Source organism: Pseudonocardia sp. CA-142604, assembly GCF_050948475.1.
Lineage (GTDB): Bacteria > Actinomycetota > Actinomycetes > Mycobacteriales > Pseudonocardiaceae > Pseudonocardia > Pseudonocardia alaniniphila.
Genome location: NZ_CP192045.1, coordinates 1,408,457 through 1,430,729 on the forward strand (window position 1 = coordinate 1,408,457; position 22,273 = coordinate 1,430,729).

Annotated in this window: 21 protein-coding genes; 9 read left to right on the plus strand and 12 right to left on the minus strand. The window is 71.0% G+C overall.

Annotation, left to right across the window (positions count from 1 at the left end; genetic code table 11):
• Nucleotides 1-45 precede the first annotated feature (45 nt).
• Both ACQPZQ_RS06480 and ACQPZQ_RS06485 read left to right on the plus strand, forming a co-directional pair.
• Nucleotides 46-816: an enoyl-CoA hydratase/isomerase family protein gene (locus ACQPZQ_RS06480; protein WP_433293009.1), complete on the plus strand. Its 771-nt coding sequence runs from the start codon at nucleotides 46-48 to the stop codon at nucleotides 814-816.
• Nucleotides 813-1,913, plus strand: coding sequence for an LLM class flavin-dependent oxidoreductase (locus tag ACQPZQ_RS06485; protein WP_433293011.1), 1,101 nt, complete (start codon nucleotides 813-815; stop codon nucleotides 1,911-1,913). The genes ACQPZQ_RS06480 and ACQPZQ_RS06485 overlap by 4 nt, the downstream gene beginning before the upstream one ends.
• A 20-nt stretch (nucleotides 1,914-1,933) precedes the next feature.
• On the opposite strand, the gene ACQPZQ_RS06490 is transcribed toward ACQPZQ_RS06485, so the two are convergent.
• The 3 genes from ACQPZQ_RS06490 to ACQPZQ_RS06500 form a co-directional block, all read right to left on the minus strand.
• Nucleotides 1,934-4,078, minus strand: coding sequence for a molybdopterin cofactor-binding domain-containing protein (locus ACQPZQ_RS06490; protein ID WP_433293013.1), 2,145 nt, complete (start codon nucleotides 4,076-4,078; stop codon nucleotides 1,934-1,936).
• Nucleotides 4,075-4,572: a (2Fe-2S)-binding protein gene (locus ACQPZQ_RS06495; RefSeq protein WP_433293015.1), complete on the minus strand. Its 498-nt coding sequence runs from the start codon at nucleotides 4,570-4,572 to the stop codon at nucleotides 4,075-4,077. Before ACQPZQ_RS06495 ends, ACQPZQ_RS06490 begins: the two co-directional genes overlap by 4 nt.
• A 221-nt stretch (nucleotides 4,573-4,793) precedes the next feature.
• On the minus strand, nucleotides 4,794-5,177 hold the full coding sequence (locus ACQPZQ_RS06500; protein ID WP_433293017.1) for a VOC family protein: 384 nt from the start codon (nucleotides 5,175-5,177) through the stop codon (nucleotides 4,794-4,796).
• Nucleotides 5,178-5,310: 133 nt separating this feature from the next.
• Here ACQPZQ_RS06500 and ACQPZQ_RS06505 point away from each other — a divergent pair, with 133 nt between their 5' ends.
• The 3 genes from ACQPZQ_RS06505 (at nucleotide 5,311) to ACQPZQ_RS06515 (ending at nucleotide 8,650) form a co-directional block, all read left to right on the plus strand.
• Nucleotides 5,311-6,129: an APH(3'') family aminoglycoside O-phosphotransferase gene (locus ACQPZQ_RS06505; RefSeq protein WP_433293019.1), complete on the plus strand. Its 819-nt coding sequence runs from the start codon at nucleotides 5,311-5,313 to the stop codon at nucleotides 6,127-6,129.
• A gap of 201 nt (nucleotides 6,130-6,330) precedes the next feature.
• The gene (locus tag ACQPZQ_RS06510) at nucleotides 6,331-7,101 is read left to right on the plus strand and encodes an alpha/beta fold hydrolase (protein ID WP_433293021.1); all 771 of its coding nucleotides are present in this window, start codon (nucleotides 6,331-6,333) and stop codon (nucleotides 7,099-7,101) included.
• Nucleotides 7,102-7,216: 115 nt separating this feature from the next.
• Complete coding sequence (locus ACQPZQ_RS06515; protein ID WP_433293023.1) at nucleotides 7,217-8,650, plus strand: FAD-dependent oxidoreductase; 1,434 nt, start codon at nucleotides 7,217-7,219, stop codon at nucleotides 8,648-8,650.
• 3 nt (nucleotides 8,651-8,653) lie between these two features.
• On the opposite strand, the gene ACQPZQ_RS06520 is transcribed toward ACQPZQ_RS06515, so the two are convergent.
• Nucleotides 8,654-10,099 carry a PQQ-binding-like beta-propeller repeat protein gene (locus ACQPZQ_RS06520; protein ID WP_433293025.1) on the minus strand — a complete coding sequence of 482 codons (1,446 nt, stop codon included), beginning with the start codon at nucleotides 10,097-10,099 and terminating at the stop codon, nucleotides 8,654-8,656.
• Nucleotides 10,100-10,213: 114 nt separating this feature from the next.
• Here ACQPZQ_RS06520 and ACQPZQ_RS06525 point away from each other — a divergent pair, with 114 nt between their 5' ends.
• Nucleotides 10,214-10,735 (plus strand): N-acetyltransferase family protein, encoded by a 522-nt coding sequence (locus ACQPZQ_RS06525; protein ID WP_433293027.1) that lies wholly within the window; start codon nucleotides 10,214-10,216, stop codon nucleotides 10,733-10,735.
• An 85-nt stretch (nucleotides 10,736-10,820) separates the two neighbouring features.
• Nucleotides 10,821-11,447, plus strand: coding sequence for a DJ-1/PfpI family protein (locus ACQPZQ_RS06530; protein ID WP_433293029.1), 627 nt, complete (start codon nucleotides 10,821-10,823; stop codon nucleotides 11,445-11,447).
• A gap of 9 nt (nucleotides 11,448-11,456) precedes the next feature.
• Here the strand turns inward: ACQPZQ_RS06530 and ACQPZQ_RS06535 are convergent, their stop codons facing one another.
• The 5 genes from ACQPZQ_RS06535 to ACQPZQ_RS06555 form a co-directional block, all read right to left on the minus strand.
• Nucleotides 11,457-11,957, minus strand: a complete 501-nt coding sequence (locus tag ACQPZQ_RS06535) for a hypothetical protein (RefSeq protein ID WP_433293031.1) — start codon at nucleotides 11,955-11,957, stop codon at nucleotides 11,457-11,459.
• Between the two features lie 65 nt (nucleotides 11,958-12,022).
• Complete coding sequence (locus tag ACQPZQ_RS06540; protein WP_433293033.1) at nucleotides 12,023-13,000, minus strand: aldo/keto reductase; 978 nt, start codon at nucleotides 12,998-13,000, stop codon at nucleotides 12,023-12,025.
• Between the two features lie 53 nt (nucleotides 13,001-13,053).
• Entirely contained in the window at nucleotides 13,054-14,307 is a 1,254-nt protein-coding gene (locus ACQPZQ_RS06545; protein WP_433293035.1) for an MFS transporter, read from the minus strand.
• A gap of 164 nt (nucleotides 14,308-14,471) precedes the next feature.
• Entirely contained in the window at nucleotides 14,472-15,905 is a 1,434-nt protein-coding gene (locus ACQPZQ_RS06550; protein ID WP_433293037.1) for an MFS transporter, read from the minus strand.
• 224 nt (nucleotides 15,906-16,129) lie between these two features.
• A complete protein-coding gene (locus ACQPZQ_RS06555; protein WP_433293039.1) occupies nucleotides 16,130-16,939 on the minus strand; it encodes an IclR family transcriptional regulator in 810 nt (269 codons plus the stop codon).
• Nucleotides 16,940-17,060: 121 nt separating this feature from the next.
• Between ACQPZQ_RS06555 and ACQPZQ_RS06560 the strand changes: the two genes are divergently transcribed.
• Together ACQPZQ_RS06560 and ACQPZQ_RS06565 are read left to right on the plus strand one after the other, a co-directional pair.
• Nucleotides 17,061-18,299, plus strand: a complete 1,239-nt coding sequence (locus tag ACQPZQ_RS06560; RefSeq protein ID WP_433293041.1) for a CaiB/BaiF CoA transferase family protein — start codon at nucleotides 17,061-17,063, stop codon at nucleotides 18,297-18,299.
• 1 nt (nucleotide 18,300) lies between these two features.
• Nucleotides 18,301-19,218 carry a hydroxymethylglutaryl-CoA lyase gene (locus ACQPZQ_RS06565; protein WP_433293043.1) on the plus strand — a complete coding sequence of 306 codons (918 nt, stop codon included), beginning with the start codon at nucleotides 18,301-18,303 and terminating at the stop codon, nucleotides 19,216-19,218.
• Nucleotides 19,219-19,238: 20 nt separating this feature from the next.
• Here ACQPZQ_RS06565 and ACQPZQ_RS06570 read toward each other — a convergent pair whose 3' ends face one another.
• From ACQPZQ_RS06570 to ACQPZQ_RS06580, 3 genes are read right to left on the minus strand one after another with little or no spacing between them, the layout of a single operon-like run.
• Entirely contained in the window at nucleotides 19,239-20,180 is a 942-nt protein-coding gene (locus ACQPZQ_RS06570) for an ABC transporter substrate-binding protein (RefSeq protein ID WP_433293045.1), read from the minus strand.
• A 37-nt stretch (nucleotides 20,181-20,217) separates the two neighbouring features.
• Nucleotides 20,218-21,078: an ABC transporter ATP-binding protein gene (locus tag ACQPZQ_RS06575; protein WP_433293047.1), complete on the minus strand. Its 861-nt coding sequence runs from the start codon at nucleotides 21,076-21,078 to the stop codon at nucleotides 20,218-20,220.
• Nucleotides 21,075-22,127: a FecCD family ABC transporter permease gene (locus ACQPZQ_RS06580; protein ID WP_433293049.1), complete on the minus strand. Its 1,053-nt coding sequence runs from the start codon at nucleotides 22,125-22,127 to the stop codon at nucleotides 21,075-21,077. Before ACQPZQ_RS06580 ends, ACQPZQ_RS06575 begins: the two co-directional genes overlap by 4 nt.
• Between the last annotated feature and the right edge of the window lie 146 nt (nucleotides 22,128-22,273).

Consider the following 22,273-nt stretch of genomic DNA (forward strand, 5'->3'; position numbering starts at 1 on the left):
ACTGGTCCGGGCCCCGGACAGGGCGCTCTCGACCGAAGGAACCTCATGGGCTTGCCGACCGTCGCCGACCTCGATCGGGTCCGCTGGATCACCTTCAACCGGCCCGAGGCCGCCAACGCCCTGCGCGTCGAGGACCTGGATCACGTCGCCGACGCCGTGCGCGATCTCGGTGGGGGAATCCGGGCGATCGTGTTCACGGGCGCGGGCGAGCGCACGTTCTCCGCCGGGATGCACCTCGACGCGTTCCGTGACCTCACGCCGATCACCGCGCGGCGGCTGATCGCGAGAGTGGCCGACTTCCTGCGTGCCGTCCGGCGGAGCCCGGTGCCGACGGTGGCGATGCTCAACGGGACGTGCCTCGGCGCCGCGCTCGAGCTCGCGCTGGCCTGTGACATCCGGATCGCGCATCCGGCCGTCCGGCTCGGGCTCCCGGAGGTGAAGCTCGGGATCCCGTCGGTGGCCGACGCCGCACTGCTGCCCGCGTTCGTCGGTCTGTCCAGGGCACGCGAGATGATCCTCACCGGCGATCTCTACGACCTCGAGGCCTTCGGTCCGGGGTTCGCCAACCGGGTGGCCGAGCCCGAGCGGCTGCGGGCGGCGACCCTGGCGATGCTCGAGAAGCTGACCGGGCACACTCCGCAGGTGATCGCCGCGCAGAAGTCACTCTTCGAGACGTGGCTGGACAACGGGATCACCACCAGCGTCAGTAGCAGCGTCGACGTGTTCGGCGATCTGTTCGATGATCCCGCGACCGCCGAGGCGGTCGAGCGCTACCAGCACCGGACCCCCCGGTCGGCCCGAGGAGGCACCTCATGAGCAAGGCGATCCTGGACGGCAAGTCGTTCAAGCTAGGCCTGTTCTCCGCGAACTGTTCCTCCGGAATGGCCGTCACCACCGTGCCGGACCGGTGGTCGGGGAGCTGGGAGGACAACCTGCGGCTCGCGCGGCTCGCCGACGAGGTCGGGATCGACTTCCTGCTCCCCATCGCGCGCTGGATCGGCTACGGCGGCGAGACCAACTTCCACGAGGGTGTGCTGGACCCCACGGTGTGGGCCGCGGGCCTGCTCGCGCACACGCGGCGGATCGCGGTCTTCGCCACGGTCCACACGGCGTTCAACCATCCGATCGTCGTGGCGAAGCAGCTCGCGACGGTCGACCAGATTGGCCAGGGCCGAGCCGGTATCAACATCGTCGCCGGCTGGAACAAGCCCGAGTACGACACCTTCGGCATCGAACTGCCCGACGACCACGACGAGCGGTACGCACTCGCCCAGGAGTGGTGGGACGTCATCGGGAAGATCTGGAGCACGCCCGGGCAGTTCGACCACGACGGCAAGTTCTTCCACCTCCGTCACGTGGAGGGCATGCCGAAGCCGTACGAGGGCCAGGTGCCGGTGCTCAACGCCGGGTCGTCGCGACAGGGGCGTGACTTCGCCGCGCGCAACGCGAACTTCGCGTTCACGATCGTCGGCGGGCCCGAGGACGGCGCCGAGATCGTCCGCACGGTGCAGGCGTCCGCCCGCGACCACTACGACCGAAGCGTCGGCGTGTTCACACTCGGGCACGTGGTGTGCCGCCCGACCCGCGCCGAGGCCGAGGAGTTCCTGCACGACTACGCGGGCGAGCGGGCCGACTGGGCCGCGGTCGACAACCTCATGGCGCTGCAGGGTCTGCACGCGCAGTCGTTCACGCCCGAGATGCTGCAGACCTTCCGCTCCCGCTTCGCCGCAGGCCACGGCAGCTGCCCTCTCATCGGCACGCCCGACGACGTCGCCGACGAGATCGAGCGCTTCCACCGCGCCGGCTTCGGCGGGATGACCCTCTCGTTCGTGGACTACATCTCCGAGCTCGGCTATTTCGCCCAGGAGGTGCTGCCTCGGCTGGAGGCGAAGGGCATCCGGCTCCCGGTCTGAGCCCCGCGCAGTTCGAGCGGTCAGCCGGGCATGGCGGCGACGATCTGCTCCTGGGTGAGGGGCAGGGATCGCACACGCACGCCGAGCACGTCGTTGACGGCGTTGGCGATGGCCGCGGCGGTGGGCCCCTGCGCGGTCTCACCCACGCCCAGGGCTGGGTTCCCGCCTCCCGGCATCAGCTCGACGTCCACCGCGGGTACCTCGGAGAACCGCAGGATCGGGTAGCTCTCCCAGTCCTCGCTGGTGACGGTCATGCGGTCGAAGCGCACGCGTTCCTTGAGCGTCCAGCTGGTCGCCTGGATCGCGCCGCCCTCGATCTGGTTGACCGCACCGTCGGGGTTGATGATGAGGCCGCCGTCGACCGCCAGTGTGAGCTGCCGCACCCGCACGTCGCTGATCGCCTCGACCTCGGCGACCACGGCGCAGTAGGCGCTGGTGCCCTTGTAGCGGGCGTAGCCGATGCCGTGCCCGATCGTCTCGGAGGGCGCCCACCGTCCCCAGCCCGCACGCCCGGCTGCTGCCGCCACCACCGCACGGGCTCGCGGATCGCTCAGGTGGGCGAGCCGGAACTCGACGGGATCGCGCCCCGCCGCCTCCGCGAGCTCGTCCATGAACGACTCGGCGGCGAACACGTTGAGGAAGGCACCGAGCGATCTCAGCGAGGACGTCCGCAGCGGTATGGCCGTCAGGTGGTTGTTGACCACCTGATAGGCCGGGAAGTCGTAGCCCGGCACCGCATTGCGCCCGGCGGCCCCGCCCCGCTGCCACGGTGGCTCCGGTGCGGTCCTGATCTCGGCACCGCCGCTGCGGTGGCTCGCCGCGAGCAGCGCGATGGTGTCGGTGAAGCCGGGCCGGGAGATGTGGCCGTTGCCCCAGATCTCGTGACGCCAGGAGAGCACCCCGCCGTCGGCGTCGACGTCGGCCGCCATGCGGACCACCGCGCCCGGACCGAAGGGGGCCCAGGTGAGCTCGTCCTGCCGCGACCACACCACCTGCACCGGGCTGTTCGGAACCGCCAGGGCGAGCAGGGCCGCGTCCATGGCGGCGTCGTCGGCCCCGTTGTGGCCGTAGCAGCCGGCTCCTTCGGTGTGCCGGACGGTGATCTGGTCCTCGCCCAGATCGAGTGCGCGCGCCAGCACGCGGCGCAGCACGAAGATGCCCTGACTGTGGGTCCACACCTCGAGCCGCACGCCGTCCCGGTCCGTGACGAGGGCGGTGGCGCTGGAGGGACCGATGGAGCCGTGCGAGATGTAGGGCCGGTGGTAGGAGGCCTCCATCGACCTCGCGACGGTCGCGTCAGGGAGCCGCTCGTCCTTGTCGGCGAGCACCGCGGTCTCGGCGGGTGCGGAGGTCAGGAAGGCCGGGAGGTCGTCCTCGTCCGGCAGTGTGGGCCGCTCCTGCCAGGTGGCGTCCGCACGGAGGCGGTCGGCGGCGCGCAACGCCACCTCCTCCCGCTCCGCCACGACCCCGAGGAAGTCGCCGTCACGTACGACCGTCACGACGCCGGGCAGCGCCAGGGTCGGTGCGGTGTCGAGCGCGGCCAGCGTGGCGCCACGCGACGGCGGCCGGACGATGCGGCCGTAGCGCAGGCCCTCCGGTGTGAGGTCGTGGACGAACCGCGGCTGGCCGGTGAGCTTGTCCCGCAGGTCCGTCCGCGGCAGATCGGTGCCGACCACCCGGTAGGACGACGGTGACTTGACCGGCACGCTGCCGGTGGCGGCACGGTCGAGCAGCGTGTCGTCCGCAAGCTCCCAGTAGCTCGTGTACCGCCCGTCGGGAGCGACGAAGTCGCCGTCGCGGACGGTCAGCGCCTCCTCGGCAACGGCCAGCTTGTCGGCGGCCGCCGCCAGGTAGACGGCCCTCGCCTCCGCGCAGACCGTGCGGATCGCGGCACCCGAGGTCTGCACGGACAGGCTGCCCGCCGTGTAGCCCTCGTCGGGACTGGTGTCGGTGGCGGCAGCGGTCATGCGCACGCGGGCGACGTCGACGTCCAGTTCCTCGGCGGCCACCTGGGCGAGCGCGGTGAGCACACCCTGGCCGAGCTCGACCTTCCCGGAACGCACCTCCACCACTCCGGCGGGCAGGACGCGCAGCCAGTCGAGGAGCAGGGGATTGGCCGTGAGGGAGGGCGACAGGACCGGTGCGGTCTCGGGTGCTGTGGTCATCGGACGGTCTCCCGGTTCGCTCGCATCTGCGCGGCCGCTGCGAGCACGGCCCGGACAACGCGGTTGTGGGCGCCGCACCGGCACAGGTTGCGGTCGAGGGCGGCGCGCACCTCGTCCTCGGACGGGTCGTCGTTCTCGGTGAGGAGGGCGGCGGCGGAGACCACGAGCCCGGACATGCAGTAGCCGCACTGAGCGGCCTGGCCCTCGATCATCGCCTGCGCCACGGGATGCGGTTCCTCCGGCGTGCCCAGCCCTTCGACCGTGGTGACCTCCTTGTGCTCGACCGCCCACACCGGCGTGTCACACGAGTAGGCCGGGCTCCCGTCGACGAGCACGAAACAGGCGCCGCAGAGGCTCAGGCCGCAGCCGAACCTGGTGCCCTTCAGCCCGAGGTGGTTGCGCAGCACGTACAGGAGTGCGGTGTCGTCCTCGGTGTGCACCTCGTGCCGTCGTCCGTTCACCGAGATCGTGCGCGGCGGTGTCGACTCAGCCATTGAGCACCAGCATGACGTTCTCCTTCCTGCAGCGCCCGCACGGGCACAACGGTGTGCGGTTCAGGGCCTGCCGGCCCGGTGCAGCGCATTCGCGGGGAGCATCCGGCCTGATCGGCGCCGGCCACGCCGGCGAGGCTTGCCTCGACATTAGCAGCGGGCGAATCTGAAGATGATCATCAGAAGTCCGGCGCGACGGACAGCGGGGCCGGCCATTGCGCAGGTCAGGAGCGTTCGGCCGCGTTTCGCAGTATGCAGAACTCGTTGCCCTCGGGGTCGGCGAGCACGACCCAGCCCGATCCGTCGCCCCGGCGGCGGTCGGCCACCTCGGTTGCGCCGAGACCGAGTAGCCGCGCGAGCTCGGCGTCGCGGGTGCCCTCGGCAGGCTCCAGGTCCAGATGCAGCCGGTTCTTGATCTGCTTGGCGTCGGGCACCTCGATGAACAGGACGCGCTGGTTGCCGTCCGGCGAGAAGATCATGCACTCCTCGTGACCGGGCTCGTTCGGGTCGTCCGGGTCCTCGGCGAATCCGAGAACCGCCGCCCAGAACACCGACTGCGCGTGGGCGTCGAGCGCGTCGAACGACAGGTGGGAGATGCGTGCGGTCACGGGGATCCCTCCTCCTTGCTGGATCGGGCACTCTCCCAGACCGCGACGGCCTGCGGTCATCCCTTCGATGGACGCACCCACTCGGGCACCGGCCATCGCGGCGCGCTGCCGTAGCGTCGTCTGCGGAGGAACCATGAGGCAGCCGTCGTCCTTGCTCGATCTCCTCCCCCGTGAGGTGCGGGGATCCGGAGCGTGGATAGCCGTCACCACGGGCGAGTCGAACGCCGAGGTGTTCCGGCGCGAGGACGGCTGGGCCTATGCGAAGTGCATCGGTCCGCACGGCATCGACGAACTCGACGCGGAGTGCCGCCGGATCGAGTGGCTCAGCGGCACGGGCATCCCCGGGCCCGACGTCGGGCACTGGTCCGCCTCCGACCGTGGCGCCTGTCTCGTGACGACGGCGGTGCCGGGAGTGCCGGCGAGCCGGGTGTCCGCGGTGGAGCTCCGGCGGGCGTGGCCGTCGATCACGGACATGCTCCGCAGGCTGCACGCGCTCCCCGCTGCCGACTGCCCGTTCGACCGCAGTCTGGCCAGGACGTTCCGGCTGGCAGAGGACGTGGTCGGGCGGGGCGCGGTGAACGCCGATTTCCTCCCCGACCAGCATCGGCACACGCCGCCGTCGGAGCTGCTCGCGGAGCTTCGGCCGCAGCTGGAGCGGCGCATGCTCCAGGAGACGCACGATCGCGTGGTGTGCCACGGTGACGCGTGCCTGCCGAATCTGATGCTGGACCCACGCACCGCCGAGTGCACGGGACTGATCGACCTCGGACGGCTCGGTACCGCCGACCGCTACGCGGACATCGCGCTGCTGCTGGCGAGCTCGCGGGAGACGTGGCGGGACGAGGACGAAGCCGGCTGTGCCGACGACGAGTTCTTCCGTTCGTACGAGATCGAGACCGTCGACCGGGAGCGGCTGCGGTTCTACCTGGACCTCGACCCGCTGACCTGGTGACACCGATACGTACACGAAAAGCGGGCGACGGATCGCCGAATGCTCGGTGACGCCACCGACAAAACTGTTGACCGGCCTGTGACGTGCGGTGCAGATTTCGTTGCATTGATGGTTGAGGCTTGCCCGCGTGCGCCTGTTCGTTCGAATTGACTGATTTCCCGTCACTTTTCTTCTCGCTCGAGCGAAAGGTCGCGATCAACGATGCCGACAGACCAGGTGACGCCGGTGGTGCTCGTGCACGGCAACCCCGAGACCACCGCGGTGTGGGACTTGTTGGTCGAGCAGCTCGTCGCCCAGGGCCATGACAAGCCGATCTGCCTCTCGCCTCCCGGCTTCGGCGCGCCCGTGCCGGCGGGGTGGGGCGCCACCATCGGCGAGTACCGCGACTGGCTGGTGGCCGAGCTCGAAGGGCTGGGTCGGCCGGTTCATCTGGTGGGGCACGACTGGGGCGGTGGCCACGCCGTGAACGTCGCGATGACGCGCCCCGACCTGCTGCGGAGCTGGTGCTCCGACGTCATCGGCCTCTTCGACCCGGACTACGTGTGGCACGAGCTCGCGCAGGGCTGGCAGAGCCCCGAGGACGGGGAGGCCGCGGTCGCCCGGCTCGTCCAGCCCCAGACGGAGGAGAAGGTGTCGTTCCTCGTGGACCGCGGGATGGACCGGAGTATCGCCGAACGGATCGCTCCCGCCATGGACGACGTGATGGGCGGCTGCATCCTGCGGCTCTACCGGTCGGCGGCGCAGCCGGTGATGGCTGAGCTCGGCGCGGGGTTGGAGGCGGCGGCCGCGCGGCCGGGGCTCGCGATCCTGGCGAGCGAGGACCTTGTCGCGGGCACCGACGAGCAGCGCCGACGCTCGTCGGCCCGCGCGGGCGCACGGGTGGAGGTGCTCGACGGACTCGGGCACTGGTGGATGACGCGCGACCCGGAGCGCGGAGCGGCGGTGCTCAGCCGGTTCTGGGCGTCACTGTGACGGCACCGGTCCGAATACACGGCGGGACCTGCGATGGCGTGTTTCGGAATTTGTCGCGCGAATCCTGAATGGCACCGGGTTGAGTCGTCCCTGACCCTCTCCGAGGAGATTGTCGATGGCAGCTGTTCTCGTGATCGGTGCCGGACTGAACGGTCTGGCCGCCGGTGTGCTGCTCGCCCGCGACGGGCACGACGTCACCGTCCTGGAACGTGATCCGGACGAGCCGGAGGGCGACGCGCGTCAGCTGTGGGACCACTGGGAGCGGCCCGGGGTGAACCAGTTCCGCCAGCTCCACCTCATGCTCGGGCGCTGGCGCAGCAGGATGGAGCAGGAGATCCCCGAGTTCTTCGACGAGCTCGAGCGCCTGGGTGGCCGATGCCGCAGCCCGATCGAGATGCTGCCCGCCGCCGTGAGCGGCGGTCCCCGGCAGGGGGACGACGAGCTCAGGGGCGTGATCGCGCGAAGACCGGTGCTGGAGGCCGCGTTCGCGGCGGTCGCCGCCCGCACGCGCGGGCTGGTCGTCCGCAGGGGCACGAGGGTCACCGGACTGGTGACCGGCCCGTGCACGGCGGGCGTTCCCTGCGTGGTCGGCGTCGAGACCGCGCGCGGGGAGCTGGTCGGCGCCGATCTGGTGGTCGATGCGATGGGCAGGCGCTCACCGCTTCAGCGCATGCTCTGCGCCATCGGTGCCCGTCAGCCCAGGGAGGAACAGGAGGAGCAGGGATTCGCCTACCACTCCCGGCAGTTCCGCACGCTGGACGGGCAGCCCGCTCCGTTGCCGAACTCGGTCGCCCACGTCGAGGGCATGTCGTTGGTGACCATCCCGGGCGACAACGACACCTGGGGCTGGTCGCTGGTCACCGCCGCGAACGACAAGGAGCTTCGTGCGTTGCGCAGTCCCGCGGTCTGGGACCAGGTGCTCGCCTTGTTCCCCGGCACAGCGGAGAGCCGCGCCGCCGGGATCGCGCTGACGGACGTGCAGGTGCTGTCCTGCCTGGAGGACAGACAGAGACAGCTGGTCGTGGACGACGTGCCGGTGGTCACCGGGCTCGTGGCGGTGGGCGACGCCTGGGCCTGCACGAGTCCGACGCTCGGACGCGGGGCCACGATCGGACTGCTCCACGTCGCCGTCCTGCGTGACGTGCTGCGTGCCGTGAGAACGTGCGATCCGGAGAAGCTCGTGCGCTGCTTCGCGGAGGTGACCGACGAGGTCGTCGGGCCGCTGTACGACATCTCGGTTCACAACGCCCGGCACCGGATGGCCGAGATGCAGGCCGACATCGTAGGCACGCCCTACGAGACGTCCGATCCGGACTGGGCGATCAGCCGTCGCTTCATGAACGTCGCGGCCCGGGATCCCGATGTGCTGCGCGCCTTCCTGCGCGTGGCGTACCTGCTCGACACGCCGGAGCACGCCCTGGCGATGCCCGGGGTGCGGGAGAAGCTCGATGCGCTCGGTCCGGCCCTGTCGAGCTACGCGGCCGACGGTCCACGGCGGGCCGACGTCCTGGCCGTCGTCGGCGAGAGCGGCGACCGCGAGGCCCACTGACCCTCAGCGGTGCAGCGCCACCGCTGTGACGCCGTCGCGCGTGGGCACGAACAGCGCGGTGCCGCTCGCCGCGGGGGTGGCGAACCGGGTGGCGGCACCGACCTGCACGGCGGCCCGAACCTGCCCCGTTGCGGAGTCGAGGCCGTCGAGGGTGCCGTTCTGCTGCACCGACCACACGGTCGTGCCCACCAGGATCGGTGATCCCGTGACGGCGGGGGCCTGCCAGCCGCGGGTCATCCGGTTGTCGGCGCCGACGCGCACCTGCAGCAGCCCTTCGGTGCACGGCAGATAGACGACCGCGCCGCCGTCCTGCCCCGGCGCCGTGGCAGCCCCGCCGTAGGAGTGGCACGGCTCCAGCCGGTCCAGCTGGCCGTCCACGCCTCCGAGCGAATCGACGTTCGTCAGATAGACCCCACCGCCCTTGCCGGCAGCGAGCACCTGGCGCCCGCCCGGCAGCACCACGGGGCCGGTGGAGCCGAGATCCGCGTCGACGGAGTTCTCCTGAGCCCAGCCGGACGGGGCGAAGCCGTCGAGCAGCCGCAGCTGGGGCGACAACCGCAGGATCGAGTCGCTGTGGTCCCATGTCCCTCCCACGGCCTCGCCGTTGCCGGTTGTCACCAGAACGTCGCCGCCGGGCAGGACGGCCGGACCGGAGGGCGCCCAGATACCACCCTCCCGGGTCGTGGGGACGGCGAAGTCGACCTCGGGCCCGTTCCCCGTGACCGGGACGCCGACCACGCGGCCCAGGTACTGGCCGCAGTCGCCGTAGTTGCCGCCGTAGGGGATGTAGACCATCCCGTTGGCGAGCAGCAGCGCCCCGCGCTGCAGATGGGTGGCAGCCTCGCTGCCCGGAGCGTCGACCCTGCGCTGCTCACGGACCTGCCCGCTCCGCAGGTCCACGCCGAAGAGGACGTGTTCGACGCCCGGCCGGGTGGCCACGGCGAACACCTCGCCGGTGCTCGAGTCGTAGACCGGCGTGCCGGTGATCCCGATCGGATCGATGTCGCCGCACGGCAGGGCCGAGCCCGGCACCGGATCGGCGAGGTGGGTGTGCCAGCGCACCGTCCCGGTCGCCGCGTCTAGCCCGTACAGCGACCCACCTTCGGTCGCCGCGACCACCAGCCCGTTCACGACGATCGGGCTGGCGTAAACCGCTCCGTCGAGGGGCGCCCGCCACGCGACGGTGGGGGAAGCCGGGTCGGGCCCCTCAGGTACGTAACCGGCCCGGGTGCCGTCGCCGTGATAGGTCGGCCAGTCCGGACCGAGCGACAACGGAACGGGGGTCACAGGGGCCGCCGGGTTGCTGGTCACGACGGGCTCTCCGGTCGGTGCCGACCCGCAGCCGGCGAGCACGGCGATCCCGACGAGCGTCGCCGCGAGTGTGGCGGTCCACCGCCGCGCGCTCCCGCGGCTGCAGCCTCCCCGCAGCGGAGATCTCCGGCTCGACATCCGGCGATCGTGCCATCGCGCGGAGACCGCCGCAGTCGCCCGCGCGACGATCGGGAGGTACGCGGAGAACGTCTACCCTGACCTGGTGATCCACTCCGCCGTGGGGCCGCATCGGTGACCGCTCCGCTCGTCATCCGGGCGGCAGAGCCTGAAGACGTCGACGTCCTGCACCGGTTCATCGTCGAGCTCGCCGAGGTGGAGCAGTTTCCCGGGCAGGTCTCTGCCCGGCCGCATGACGTGGCCGAGGCCTTGTTCGGCGTCCGGCCCGTGGCGGAGGCCGTCGTCGCGACGATCGACGGCGCACCGGCCGGGTTCGCGCTGTTCTATCCGACCTACAGCACCATCCTGGGCCGCCGAGGGATCCACCTCGAAGATCTCTACGTCGCGCCCGAGCATCGGGGTGCAGGGATCGGGCAGGCGCTGCTCGCCCATCTCGCGAAGCTCGCGGTTCAGCGCGGCTGCGGCCGTCTGGAGTGGTGGGTGCTGCGCACCAACGAGCACGCCCTGCGCTTCTACCGTCGCCTGCATGCGCGTGGCCTCGACGAGATCGAGATCCTGCGCCTCGACGGCGACCACCTGCGCGACCTGGCGTCGACCGTGTCGCCTGCCGAGCCCGACGCATGGAGCGCGACCTGATCGGAGGGGTGTGCGTCATGGCTGCCGACGCCGCGCGCAGCCATGCTGGAAACATGCCCCGCTGGAGTGAGCAACGAGGACAGTCGTGAACGCCGCCTTCGTGCTGTACGACAACCTGACCGCACTCGACATCGTCGGGCCCTACGAGGTGCTGGCCGGCCACTCGCAGGTGACGCCGCAGTTCGTCGCGGCCCGGGCGGGAAAGATCCGCTGCGACAACGGCCTGGCGCTCCATGCCGACTTCGCGTTCGACGACGTGACCGCGCCTGATCTGATCGTCGTGCCGGGTAGTTCGCAGTGGCGCAGCGCGCTCGACGACGAGGTGCTCATCGCCTGGCTGGCCTCGGTGCACAAGACCGCAACCTGGACCACGTCCGTCTGCAGCGGGTCCACCCTCCTGGCGAAGGCGGGCATCCTCGCCGGGCGCCGTGCCACCTCCCACTGGGCGGTGGTGGACACGCTGGCCGCCGACGGCGCCGTCGTCTGCAACGAACGCGTCGTGGTGGACGGCGACGTGATCACCGCCGCCGGTGTGTCCGCCGGCATCGACATGGGCCTCACCCTGGCCGCCGCGCTGTTCGGCGAGATGGCGGCCAGGACGATCCAGCTCGCGCTCGAGTACGACCCCGAGCCGCCGTTCGACAGCGGCTCGCCACGGACGGCGCCACCGGAGGCGGTCGCATTCCTCCGGGCAGCGCTCAACGGGAGCTGAGGTCGCGCCTCAGCGACCGAAGCAGCGGCGGGCGATGCGTCGCAGGAGCGGCAGAGCCGCGAAGCCGACGCCGCCCAGCGCGACCGCTCCGATGCCGATGTCCACCGACAGTCGCCCCTGCTTGGCCCAGTACACGTCCTGCAGGTCCAGAAGCAGCGCGAACTCGTCCACGATCAGGGCCAGTGCCGAGCCGTAGGTCCCGGCGAGCACCGGGTGGCGGCGCAGCCGGTCATCACCCCGCACTGCCACGGCGCCGACGGCGCTGAGCCCCGCGATTCCCCACATGTAGTGGTGGATGTGCGCACCACCGAGGCTCACGTTGCGGAACGGCCCCACCCCGTCGCGGATGCTGTAGGTGATCACCCGCACGGCGGTGAACGTGGCGGTGAAGGCCAGCCACGAGATCAACGTGGATCGTTCGCCCGGCCCGAGGTCCTCGTGGAATCCGGCGCGCAGTTCGCGGACGGCCGACACCGTCGTCGCTGCCGGAGCCGATGCTGTCGTTGCCATCAGGCCAACGTACGTGCCCCCGGCCGGCCCGCAGGATGAAACGCCTGGTCGTGGCGGGTGGCCGATCAGCGCCCGATGGGAGTCATGTCGGCGTAGCGGGCACCGACAGGGGGCTGCACGGATCCGAGGCGGTTGCGCTGCTCGGCGCTGAGCCGGATGTCCGCCGCCTTCGCGTTCTCCTCGAGGCGTTGCACCCTCTTGGTGCCGGGGATCGGGGCGATGTCGTCCCCCTGCGCCAGGAGCCAGGCGAGCGCCACCTGGGCCGGTGTCGCCCCGAGCTCCTTCGCCACGGCCTCGACCGCGTCGACGATCCGCAGGTTCTGGGCGAACGCCTCCTCGGCGAACCGCGGCATGGTCCGGCGGAAGTCGTCCTGGGCCATCTGCTCCACCGAGCGGATCTGCCCGGTGAGGAAGCCGCGCCCGAGCGGGGAGTAGGGCACGAACCCGATGCCGAGCTCGCGCACCAGCGGCAGGACCTCGGCCTCCGGGTCGCGCGTCCACAGCGAGTACTCCGACTGCAGGGCGGTGATCGGGTGTACGGCGTGGGCGCGCCGGATCGTCGCGGGGGCGGCCTCGGAGAGCCCGATGTAGCGGACCTTGCCCGCCGTCACGAGCTCCGCGAGCGCGCCCACGGTCTCCTCGATCGGGGTCTCGGGGTCGACCCGGTGCTGGTAGTAGAGGTCGATGTGGTCGGTGCCGAGGCGCCGCAGCGAGCCGTCCACGGCGAGCCGGATGTTCTCCGGGCTGCTGTCGAACCTGCGTACCCCGGCGGGCGCGTCGCGGTAGGAGAGCTGGCCGAACTTGGTGGCGAGCACGACCTCGTCACGGCGGCCGGCGAGGGCGCGGCCGACGAGTTCCTCGTTGATGTGGGGGCCGTAGACGTCAGCAGTGTCGATCAAGGTGATGCCGAGGTCGATGGCCCGGTGGATCGTGCGGATCGACTCGTCGTCATCCGTTCCGGCCCCGGTATAGATGCCGGACATCCCCATACAGCCGAGGCCGAGGGCCGAGACGGACAGGTTGCCGAAAGAGGCGTTCCTCATCGCAGTGCACCTTTCTGAGAGGTGGCGAGCAGGTCGTGCGTGGGACGTAAGAGTCAGACGCGGGCCGCCACTGCCCGGGACCGGACGACGGTCACCAGCCAGAGTACGAACGCGGCGGCGCACAGCACGCCGCCGACGAGGCAGACAGCGCTCCACCCGCCGTAGGCCCACAGCACGGAGGCGACGACGGACCCGATCGCACCGCCGATGAAGTTGGTGGTGACGTAGGCCGTGTTGACGCGGCTGCGGGCCTCCGGTGAGCCGGCGAAGATCTGGGCCTGGTTGAGGATGCGCTGGGACTGGGTGGCGACGTCGAGCAGGACGATCCCGATCAACAGCCACGGGAGGGAGAGCCTGCCGAGGTCGCAGATCGCCCAGGACACGATCACGAGCAGCCAGGACAGTCCGGTCGCCCGGGTGGACCAGCCCCGGTCGTGTAGTCGCCCGGAACCCTGCGCGGCGAGCGCGCCGAGGAGCCCGGCAAGGCCGAAGAGCCCGATGACGAACGTCGAGTAGCCGTAGGGCGGGCCGCTGAGCAGGAACGTCAGGCCGGTCCAGAAGAGCGAGAACGACCCGAAGCTGATCGCTCCGTAGAGCAGCACGACCTGCAGGGACGTGTCGCGACGGACCAGCCCGAAGATCGAGCGCAGCAGCGCCCCGTAGGGCTGGTGGGCGCGCGGGATGTCGTGCGGGAGCATCCGGGCCACCACCAGGCCGAGCACCAGCATGAGCACCGCCGCGATGACGAACACGGCCCGCCAGCCCAGCGCACCAGCGATCAGCCCGCTGACCACACGGGCAGCAAGGATGCCGGTGAGGGCTCCACTGAGCACGATGCCGACCACTTCGCCGCGCCGGGCGTTGTCGGCCAGATCACTGGCGAACGGGATGAAGATCTGCCCGGCCACCGTCGTGACGCCAACCGCTATGAGAGCGAGGAGCAGGATCACGATGCCCGGAGCCACGGCGCAGGCGGCCAGGCACACCGCCGAGAGCAGCATCATCGCCGGCGCCAGGCGCCGGCGGTTGCGGATGTCCCCGAGCGGGACGATGAACATGATCCCCAGGGCGTACCCGACCTGGGTCGTGGTCACCAGCAGGCCCGCCGTGCCCTGGCCGATGTGCAGATCGCGGGCGATCACGTCCAGCAGCGGCTGGGTGTAGTACAGGTTGCCGACGGCCGCCCCGCTGGCGAGGGCCATCAGCAGTACGAGACCACGAGACAGGGGCGCCCGCCGCATGCCGGGCGCCCCATCCCTTTCCGTCGGGGCCTGTGCCGTGGCCGCGGTCGCGTCGACAGGCTTCACGTCGTTTGTTCTCCTCGAGACCGAACCGAGGACCTGGGATCGACGCTGACCTATTCCTCGCTAGCCACGTTAGGAGCATTTACGACGGTGGGGAGAGTGAGATGCACCCCTCCCGGAGGGCAGCCGGGAGGGGTGCGGGCCGGTCTCTCGTCGCCCGTCGGGGCTCAGTGGTCCACGAGAGACTCGCTGTTCACGGCTTCGAGGCGAAGCCCCGTGGTGCGTGGCCCGAGCGCGGTGACGTCCACGGCGACCACGACCATCGCTGCGCACACGATCGCGAAGAGCGCACTGACGCCCGCCCCGGCGAGCACGGGGACGAGTACGAACGGCATGGCCGCCGTCACCAGGCGGGACAGGGCGTACGTCCCGCTCGATGCCGTCGAGCGCAGATGCGTCGGGAAGATCTCCGCCTGGTAGATGTGGTACGCGTTCGAGAACACGTTGCTGACCGCGGTGTAGAGGAATCCGAACACGAGGATCAGCACCATCGTGTTCGAGAGCCCGAAGGCGACGCCGAACACCGCCATCGCGAGCCCGGCGGCCACCACCAGGTACTTGCGCTCGAACCGTTCCACGAGGGGGAGCGACAGCGCCGATCCGATCGGATAACCGAGGTAGGTCAGCCCCGTGAAGAGCAGTGACTCCGAGACCGGGTACCCCTTCGCCGCGAGTACCAGCGGCACCATCGTGCCGAAGCCGTAGTAGCCGATTGTCTGGAACACGTGGAACACGAGCATCATGCCCGTGCGCTTGTTGTAGGGGGGTACCAGCAGGGCTCGCACTCCCGTCAGCCGCGGTGCGGCCACCCGCGCCGGCGGCGCCTCGGTGGTCACGGGCTCCGTGGCAGCGAGAGGCGGCTCGACCGGGCCTCCCGCCTCCGCCTCGAGCCGGGAGACGATCCGATCGGCCTCCTTGGTGCGCCCCACCGACTCGAGCCACCGCGGCGACTCCGGCAGTCCACGCTGCAGGAGGAGCACGATGAAGCCGCCCACCCCGCCGATCACGAACATCCAGCGCCAGCCTTCGATGCCGATCCAGGTCGTCGCCGTGAGGGAGTGGGCGACGAACCCGACGACCGGCACTCCGATGAAGCCGATGGTGTAGGCGCAGGCGATGTACTTGCCGCGCCGCCGCGCCGGCAGCAGGTCGGTGAGGTAGGTGTCAGCGAGCGGAAGCTCAGCCCCGAGCCCGACTCCGGCCAGGAACCGGGTGACCACGAGCCATGCCGCGTTCATGCTGAACGCCCCGAGCAGGGAGAAGACCGAGTAGACCGCGAGGTTGAGCAGGAACGCCCCGCGCCGGCCCAGACGGTCGGCGAGCCGGCCCAGCACGAGCGCGCCGATGAACATCCCGATGAACGTCGAAGCGAGGACCAGCGGGAGCTCCGCCTTGGTGAGCCCGAACTCGCCGACGAGCACACTGGTGAGCACGCCGGTGAGGAAGACCTCGTAGAACTCGAAGAATAGGCCGAGACCCACGGCGATCGTGGCGCGCCGCTGTGTGGGAGTGACGGGCAGCCGGTCGATCCGCTCTGCGACATCCCCGGTCGTCAGCAGCGGAGACTCAGGCAGCCTCTGCGTCCCACGTGTCTCGGGCATCGATCCTCCTTGAACGGTCGGACAGTCGGACACAGCGCTGGTTGTTAGAACCACGATGTGAACGCTGTCTTTCATGCTGCGGGTGAGGGATCACGACCGTCAAGGGCGTTGCCCGGCATTGCGGAAAGCACACCGGACACAAGGGACGAGCCGGTGCAGAAGCTTCGCGGGATCGGTGTGCGCGCCCGTTCGCCGGCCGCGGCGACGGGTCTGCGCGGCGTCGGTCAGAGCTCGGTGGCGGAGCGGACCGCGAAGGGGGCATCGGCGCGGAAGCCGATGCGGCGGGAGGCGTCGCGGGCGAGTTCCATGACGATCGGCGCCAACCGGTCGACATCGGCCGGGCCCACTCGCTGCAGCGGTGCGCCGACCCCGAGGGCGGCGACGAGTTCGCCGTTGAGTCCGAATACGGGGGCGCTGATGGACGCCGCGCCGGCGTCACGCTCCTCGAAGGTGGCTGCGAAGCCGGCCCGCCGGATGGCGGCGAGCTGCTCGGTGAGTTCGTCGATGTCGACCACGGTGTGATCGGTGAATCTGCCCAAACCGTGCCGAACCGCTTCTTGGCGCGCGGTCGGGTCCCAGGCAAGGAGCACTTTACCTGCGGATCCCGCGTGTAGCGGCATGACCATCCCGACCACGAACAGGCGGATCACGGGGTGGCGGGACTCGGCGAGCGAGACCACGGTGCGGAACGGGCCGTGGCGGACGTAGAGGCAGGCCGTCTCCCCGGTGCGGTCACGCAGGGCCTGCAGCGCGGGCCGGGTGAGCCGCACGAGGTCGAGCCCGAAGGTGCCGGGTGCCGCCCATTGCACGAAGTCCAGCCCGATGCGGTAGCGGTCGTCCTCGCGATCCAGGAACCCCTCGACCACCAGATTGCGGACGAGCCGCTGGCAGGTGCTCGCGGGGAGGCCGGTCGTGCGGATGATCTGCTGCAGCGTCAGTTCCGGCTGGTCGACGCTGAAAGACCGCAGAATCTGCGTGATCTTGCGAAGCACCAGTACGGGCACCACCGACGCGCGGCTGTCATCCTCCGCCATGCCTCCACCTCCTGTCCCGAGTGTGACCTCCCGCATCGTATCGACCTGTCGCTTGACGACTAGAGCGTCGACTCACATTCTGGTGCGAACCTTCATGAAGTGGGCGATGGGAGATGGTCGTATGACGATCGCTGAGGCGAAGCTCGACGCGACCGGCACTGCGAGCGCGGGCCCTCTGGCCGGGATCCGCGTCCTCGAGCTCGGAAACTTCATCGCCGCACCGACCGCCGGGCGGCTGCTCGGCGACTTCGGCGCGGAGGTCGTGAAGATCGAGCGTCCCGGTAGTGGCGACGAGCTGCGTCGATGGCGCCTGCACGGTGGGGAGACATCCCTGCTGTTCCGCACGCTGGGGCGCAACAAGCGATCGGTGACAGTGGACATGCGCAGCAGCGAAGGCCGTGACATCGTCCTGCGGCTGGCCGCGCAATCGGACGTCGTCCTCGAGAACTTCCGGCCGGGCACCCTCGAGCGCTGGGGTCTCGGCCCCGACCGGCTGCGCGAGCAGAACCCGCAGCTGGTGGTCGTGCGGGTCTCCGGGTACGGGCAGTCCGGGCCGTACCGGGACAGGCCGGGGTTCGGCGGGGTCGCCGAGGCGATCGGCGGCCTGCGCGCCCTCACCGGCAATCCCGGCCTGCCTCCCACCCGGGTCGGCATCAGCCTCGCCGACTCCGTGGCCGGTCTCTACGCGGTGATCGGGGCGCTGATGGGTCTGCTGGCGCGTGAGCGAGCGAGCGGCGAGGTCGTCGACGTCGCGCTGTACGAGGCCGTGTACTCCCTCATGGAGTCACTCGTGCCCGATTACGACGCATTCGGCGTCGTGCGCGAGCAGGCGGGTTCCGGACTCCCCGGCATCGCCCCGTCGAACACCTACCGCTGCTCCGACGGCCGCTACATCGTGATCAGCGGTAACGGCGACGGCATCTTCGTCAGGCTCATGCACGCCATCGGGCGGCCCGATCTCGCCACCGACCCGCGGCTGACCGACAACGCCGGCCGGGTCGCCCACTCCGACGAGCTCGACGCGGCGATCGGCACGTGGACCGCCGCCCACAGCCAGGACGAGGTCGCCTCGGTGCTCGTCGCGGCCGACGTGCCGAACGGCCCCATCCTCACGGCGGAGGAGATCGCCAAGGACCCGCACTTCGCCGAGCGCGGGATGCACGAGCGCCACCACGTGCGTATCGCCGCCGACGACGAGCGGGACGTCGTGTTCCCCGGTGTCGTACCGCGTCTCGAACACTGTCCCGGCAGTACCCGATGGCTCGGTCCGGAGCTCGGTGCCGACACCGACGAGGTGCTCGGCGCCATCGGGATCGATGCCGCGGAGCGCGAGCGGCTGCGCGCAGAGGGGGTGATCTGACATGGAACCCGACCGTGACGTGCTGATCACCGACGTCGTGCTCCGTGACGGATTGCAGGACGAGCCGATCATCGTCGCTGCTGAGGATCGCGTTCGGCTCGGCCGCTTGTTGCTCGCCGCCGGTCTCGGCTCCCTGGAGGTCGGCGCATTCGTGAGCACCCGGAAGGTTCCGCAGATGACCGGAACCGACGCGGTGCTGCAAGTCCTCGCACGGGATGCCACGGCTGCGCTGCACACCCTGGTGTTCACGGAGTTCGGCGCCCAGCAGGCGGTCGAGGCCGGGGCCCGATCCGTCCGGTTCGTGGTCTCGGCGACCGACGGCCACAGCCGAGCGAACGCCGGGGTCACCACTGACGTCGCGCTCGACCGTCTCGCTCCGGCCGCCGAGGTGCTGCGGGACGCCGGCGTGAGGATCGAGGCGTCCATCGCGACCGCGTTCGTGTGCCCGTTCGACGGCGACACGCCGCCGGTGCAGGTCGCGAGGACGGCGAAGCGGCTGGTCCAGCTCGGTGCCGAGGTCGTGCATCTCGCTGACACCATCGGTGCAGCACACCCGGGCGCGATCACCCGCGGCGTCATGGCCGCCCGCGATGCGGTGCCCGAGGTGCCACTCGGCCTGCACCTCCACAACACCTACGGCATGGCCTCGGCGAACGCGTGGGCCGCTTTCGGGCTCGGGATCAGGCGTTTCGACGCGGCGCTCGGCGGAATCGGCGGATGCCCCTTCGCTCCCGGCGCGTCGGGCAACATCGCCACCGACGACCTCGTGCACTTCTTCCACCGGGAGGGTGTGCACACCGGGATCGACCCGGAGAAGCTGGCGGAGGCCCGCGACCTGCTCGCCGCCGTGGTCTGTCATCCGCTGCACTCCGCCCTGTCCCTCGTCGCAAAGCCCCGGGTGGCTGTCGGCGTGAACTGAGGTCCGGGCGGCCGAGCCGCTCAGGGTGCGGTGTCGTCGAATGCCGGTTGCAGCGCCGACGGCGGCACCAGGCCCCAGCCCTCGAGCGCCTTGCGTACCTGCTCGGCGGCGTCGATGTTCAAGGGGCCGGAGGTCCAGAGGCCGTAGGGCAGGTTGAGGAACCGGTTCTGCTGCACCGCAGGCAGGTCCTTGATCCCGTCACGCGCCCGGAGCACCGCGATCTTCTCGCTGTAGGACTGCGGGGGGTAGTCCACGAAGAGGAACGCGTCGGGCCGGCTCGCCGCGATGCGCTCCCAGGACACCGAGGTCCAGGTGTCGGCGACGTCATCGAGTGCGTTGCGGGCGCCCGCGGCCGTGATGATCCCCTGAGGTGCGCCGAATCGACCACTGGAGTAGACGGTGTCGGTGCCGCTGTCGAACAGGAAGATCGTCGGCGGGGTGCCGGCCTGTGGAGCCTGCTGCAGGGCGGCGAGGCGGGCACTGATGTCGTCCACGACCTTTCGGGCTTCGGCTTCCCGGCCGGTGATCGTGCCCAGGTTCGTGAGATCGTCGCGCAGCGCCGTCCACGGGTCGACGATTCCGCGGGCCCCGGTGTCGCCGGAGCGGCAGCTCTCGGTGAGGACGTACGGGGCGATGTCCTGGCTCCGCAGCCAGTCCGGGGTGAGGCCGTCGTCCTCGGCGTAGCCGTAGTTCCAGCCGGCCACCATCACGTCCGGCCGCTGGGCCAGCACCGTCTCACGCCCCGGGTACGACTGCGGCGAGACGTCGTGCAGCCCGTCGACCGCGGCCGCACCGTAGTGACGGCGCAGTGTGTCGGCGTCGCGCTGGATGCTCGAGACGGCCGCGACGCGGTCCTGCGCCCCGATCGCGAGCACCATCGAGATCAGGTTGCCGTCGTTGACGAACATCCGCGACGCCGGCGCGGGAAACTCCGCGGGCGCCCCGCAGTTCGTCACGGTCACGGTGTCTCCTGGGGGAGCGCCGGCGGGCGTGGTGGTGTCACCGCTCCCGCACGCCGCCAGCGCGACCATCGAGCACACCGACACCAGCACCGTCCTGAGGCGGGGTCGTCGAGGCATCGTTCCTCCAGGTGTGGGGCTGCAGCAGCAGATGGGTCGCGCCGGTGACGGGGTGGGTGACGCGGGTCGCGTCGACCCCGAACACCGTCCGCACCGTTTCGGGGGTGAGGGCGTCGTGCGGTGCGGCTGCCGCGCGGGCTCTGCCGTCGTGGAGCACGAGGATGCGGTCGCAGTGGTCCGCAGCCAGGTTCAGGTCGTGCATGGCCAGCACGACCGTCCGGCCGAGCCGTCGCACGAGGTGCAGCAGGGCGAACTGATGGCGCACGTCGAGGTGGTTGGTCGGCTCGTCGAGCAGCAGGAGGGCGGCGTCCTGCGCGAGACCTCGGGCCAGCACGACCCGCCTGCGCTCCCCGCCGGAGAGCTGCTCGACGGGTCGCTCCACGGCGTCGGCCATCTCGACCGCACGCAACGCCCGGCCGACCGCCTCGCGCTCGGCGGTATCGCCGCCCGCCCACGGTGAGCGGTGGGGCACCCGGCCGAGGGCCACGAACTCCCCGACGAGCAGGTCGGCGGGAAGCTCCTCCTCCTGGCCGACGAAGGCGATCGAGCGCGCCCGGGCCCGGGCCGTCAGCCGGTGCACGGGCCTGCCGTCGAGCCGGACCTCACCGGCCGTGGCGGGCCGGATCCCGGCGAGGACGCGCAGCAGGGTGGACTTCCCGCTGCCGTTCGGGCCGACGATGCCGATCGTCTCGCCGGGGGCGACGTCGAGATCGACGTCGCGGAGGACCGTACGGCGCCCGATCGCACACGACACGGCGCTCGCGCTCAGGTGGGGCGTCATGACGCCGAGCCGAAGCGGTAACGGCGCCGTCCCATCAGCACGAGGAAGACCGGGGCACCGATCAGGCCGGTCACGACGCTCAGCGGGACCTCGACCGGGCGCACCAGCACCCGGGCCGCGATGTCGACCAGCAGGAGGAAGACGGCGCCGGAGAGGGCGGCCACGGGCAGCATCGCGCGGTGGCGCGCGCCGACCAGGAGCCGCGCGACGTGGGGCAGGACGAGCCCGACGAAGCCGATGCCGCCGGAGACGGCCACGAGCACGCCGACGAGCGCGGCGAGCAGCACGAACAGCACGTTGCGGACCGCCCGGACCGGAACGCCCAACGCGGCCGCCGTGTCCGGACCCGCAGCGAGGGCATCGAGCCAGCCGCTGCCTGCGAGCAGCAGCCCACCGAGCACCACCACCGTGCCGAAGGGCAGCCACAGCTCGTCCCACGCGGCCCCCGACAGGCTCCCGAGCAGCCAGAACAGCACCGATTCGGCTGCCGCGCGGTCGGCGCTGCGGAACACCAGGAAGCTCGCCACCGCCGAGAACGCGGAGCCCAGAACGGTGCCGGTGAGGACGAGCCGCAGCGGCGTCAACCCGCCCTGTGCCAGTGCGACGGCGTACACGAGCAGCGCCGCGGCCAGCGCGCCGAGCAGCGCGCCGGCCGAGAGCGCCCAGGTGCCGGCCGCCGCCAGCGCCCCTGACGTGATGACAGCCGTGGCGCCGACCGCGGCACCAGAGGACACCCCGAGCACGTACGGGTCGGCGAGCGGGTTGCGGACCAGCGTCTGGATGCCCGCTCCCGCGATCGCGAGCCCGGCCCCGACGATGATCGCCAGCAGCGAGCGCGGTGCCCGCAGGTCCCAGACGATCGTGTCCTCGGCGAGATCCGGCGGCACGCCACCGGTGAGCCGGGAGTGCAGGACATCCAGCACCGCGCCGGGCGGCAGGGCCTCGGCTCCGACACCGGCGGAGAGGATCGCCGTGACGACGAGCAGGACGGTGAGCACGGCCAGCACAGCGGGCGTCCGCAAGCGGCCCCGAACGCGTACGCCCGTCACCTGGTACGCCTCCCGCTCCCGCAACCGCACCCTGCACGACAGTTGATCGCCTGATCATATGGGCAGGTGTTTCCCGTGATCAACCGCCCCAGCCCGGGTGGCTGCACGGCGCGACCGTCGTCACGGTCGGACGACAGGAGCTCTCC

Bases quoted from the DNA above. Each gene is read 5' to 3' on its own strand.
- ACQPZQ_RS06505 (WP_433293019.1), top strand. From the start codon at position 5,311: ATGAGGCAGCCGTCGTCCTTGCTCGATCTCCTCCCCCGTGAGGTGCGG.
- ACQPZQ_RS06495 (WP_433293015.1), bottom strand. From the start codon at position 4,572: ATGGCTGAGTCGACACCGCCGCGCACGATCTCGGTGAACGGACGACGG.
- ACQPZQ_RS06560 (WP_433293041.1), top strand. From the start codon at position 17,061: ATGACGATCGCTGAGGCGAAGCTCGACGCGACCGGCACTGCGAGCGCG.
- ACQPZQ_RS06480 (WP_433293009.1), top strand. From the start codon at position 46: ATGGGCTTGCCGACCGTCGCCGACCTCGATCGGGTCCGCTGGATCACC.
- ACQPZQ_RS06540 (WP_433293033.1), bottom strand. From the start codon at position 13,000: ATGAGGAACGCCTCTTTCGGCAACCTGTCCGTCTCGGCCCTCGGCCTC.
- ACQPZQ_RS06520 (WP_433293025.1), bottom strand. From the start codon at position 10,099: ATGTCGAGCCGGAGATCTCCGCTGCGGGGAGGCTGCAGCCGCGGGAGC.
- ACQPZQ_RS06510 (WP_433293021.1), top strand. From the start codon at position 6,331: ATGCCGACAGACCAGGTGACGCCGGTGGTGCTCGTGCACGGCAACCCC.
- ACQPZQ_RS06550 (WP_433293037.1), bottom strand. From the start codon at position 15,905: ATGCCCGAGACACGTGGGACGCAGAGGCTGCCTGAGTCTCCGCTGCTG.
- ACQPZQ_RS06485 (WP_433293011.1), top strand. From the start codon at position 813: ATGAGCAAGGCGATCCTGGACGGCAAGTCGTTCAAGCTAGGCCTGTTC.
- ACQPZQ_RS06555 (WP_433293039.1), bottom strand. From the start codon at position 16,939: ATGGCGGAGGATGACAGCCGCGCGTCGGTGGTGCCCGTACTGGTGCTT.
- ACQPZQ_RS06575 (WP_433293047.1), bottom strand. From the start codon at position 21,078: ATGACGCCCCACCTGAGCGCGAGCGCCGTGTCGTGTGCGATCGGGCGC.
- ACQPZQ_RS06490 (WP_433293013.1), bottom strand. From the start codon at position 4,078: ATGACCACAGCACCCGAGACCGCACCGGTCCTGTCGCCCTCCCTCACG.
- ACQPZQ_RS06515 (WP_433293023.1), top strand. From the start codon at position 7,217: ATGGCAGCTGTTCTCGTGATCGGTGCCGGACTGAACGGTCTGGCCGCC.
- ACQPZQ_RS06535 (WP_433293031.1), bottom strand. From the start codon at position 11,957: ATGGCAACGACAGCATCGGCTCCGGCAGCGACGACGGTGTCGGCCGTC.
- ACQPZQ_RS06565 (WP_433293043.1), top strand. From the start codon at position 18,301: ATGGAACCCGACCGTGACGTGCTGATCACCGACGTCGTGCTCCGTGAC.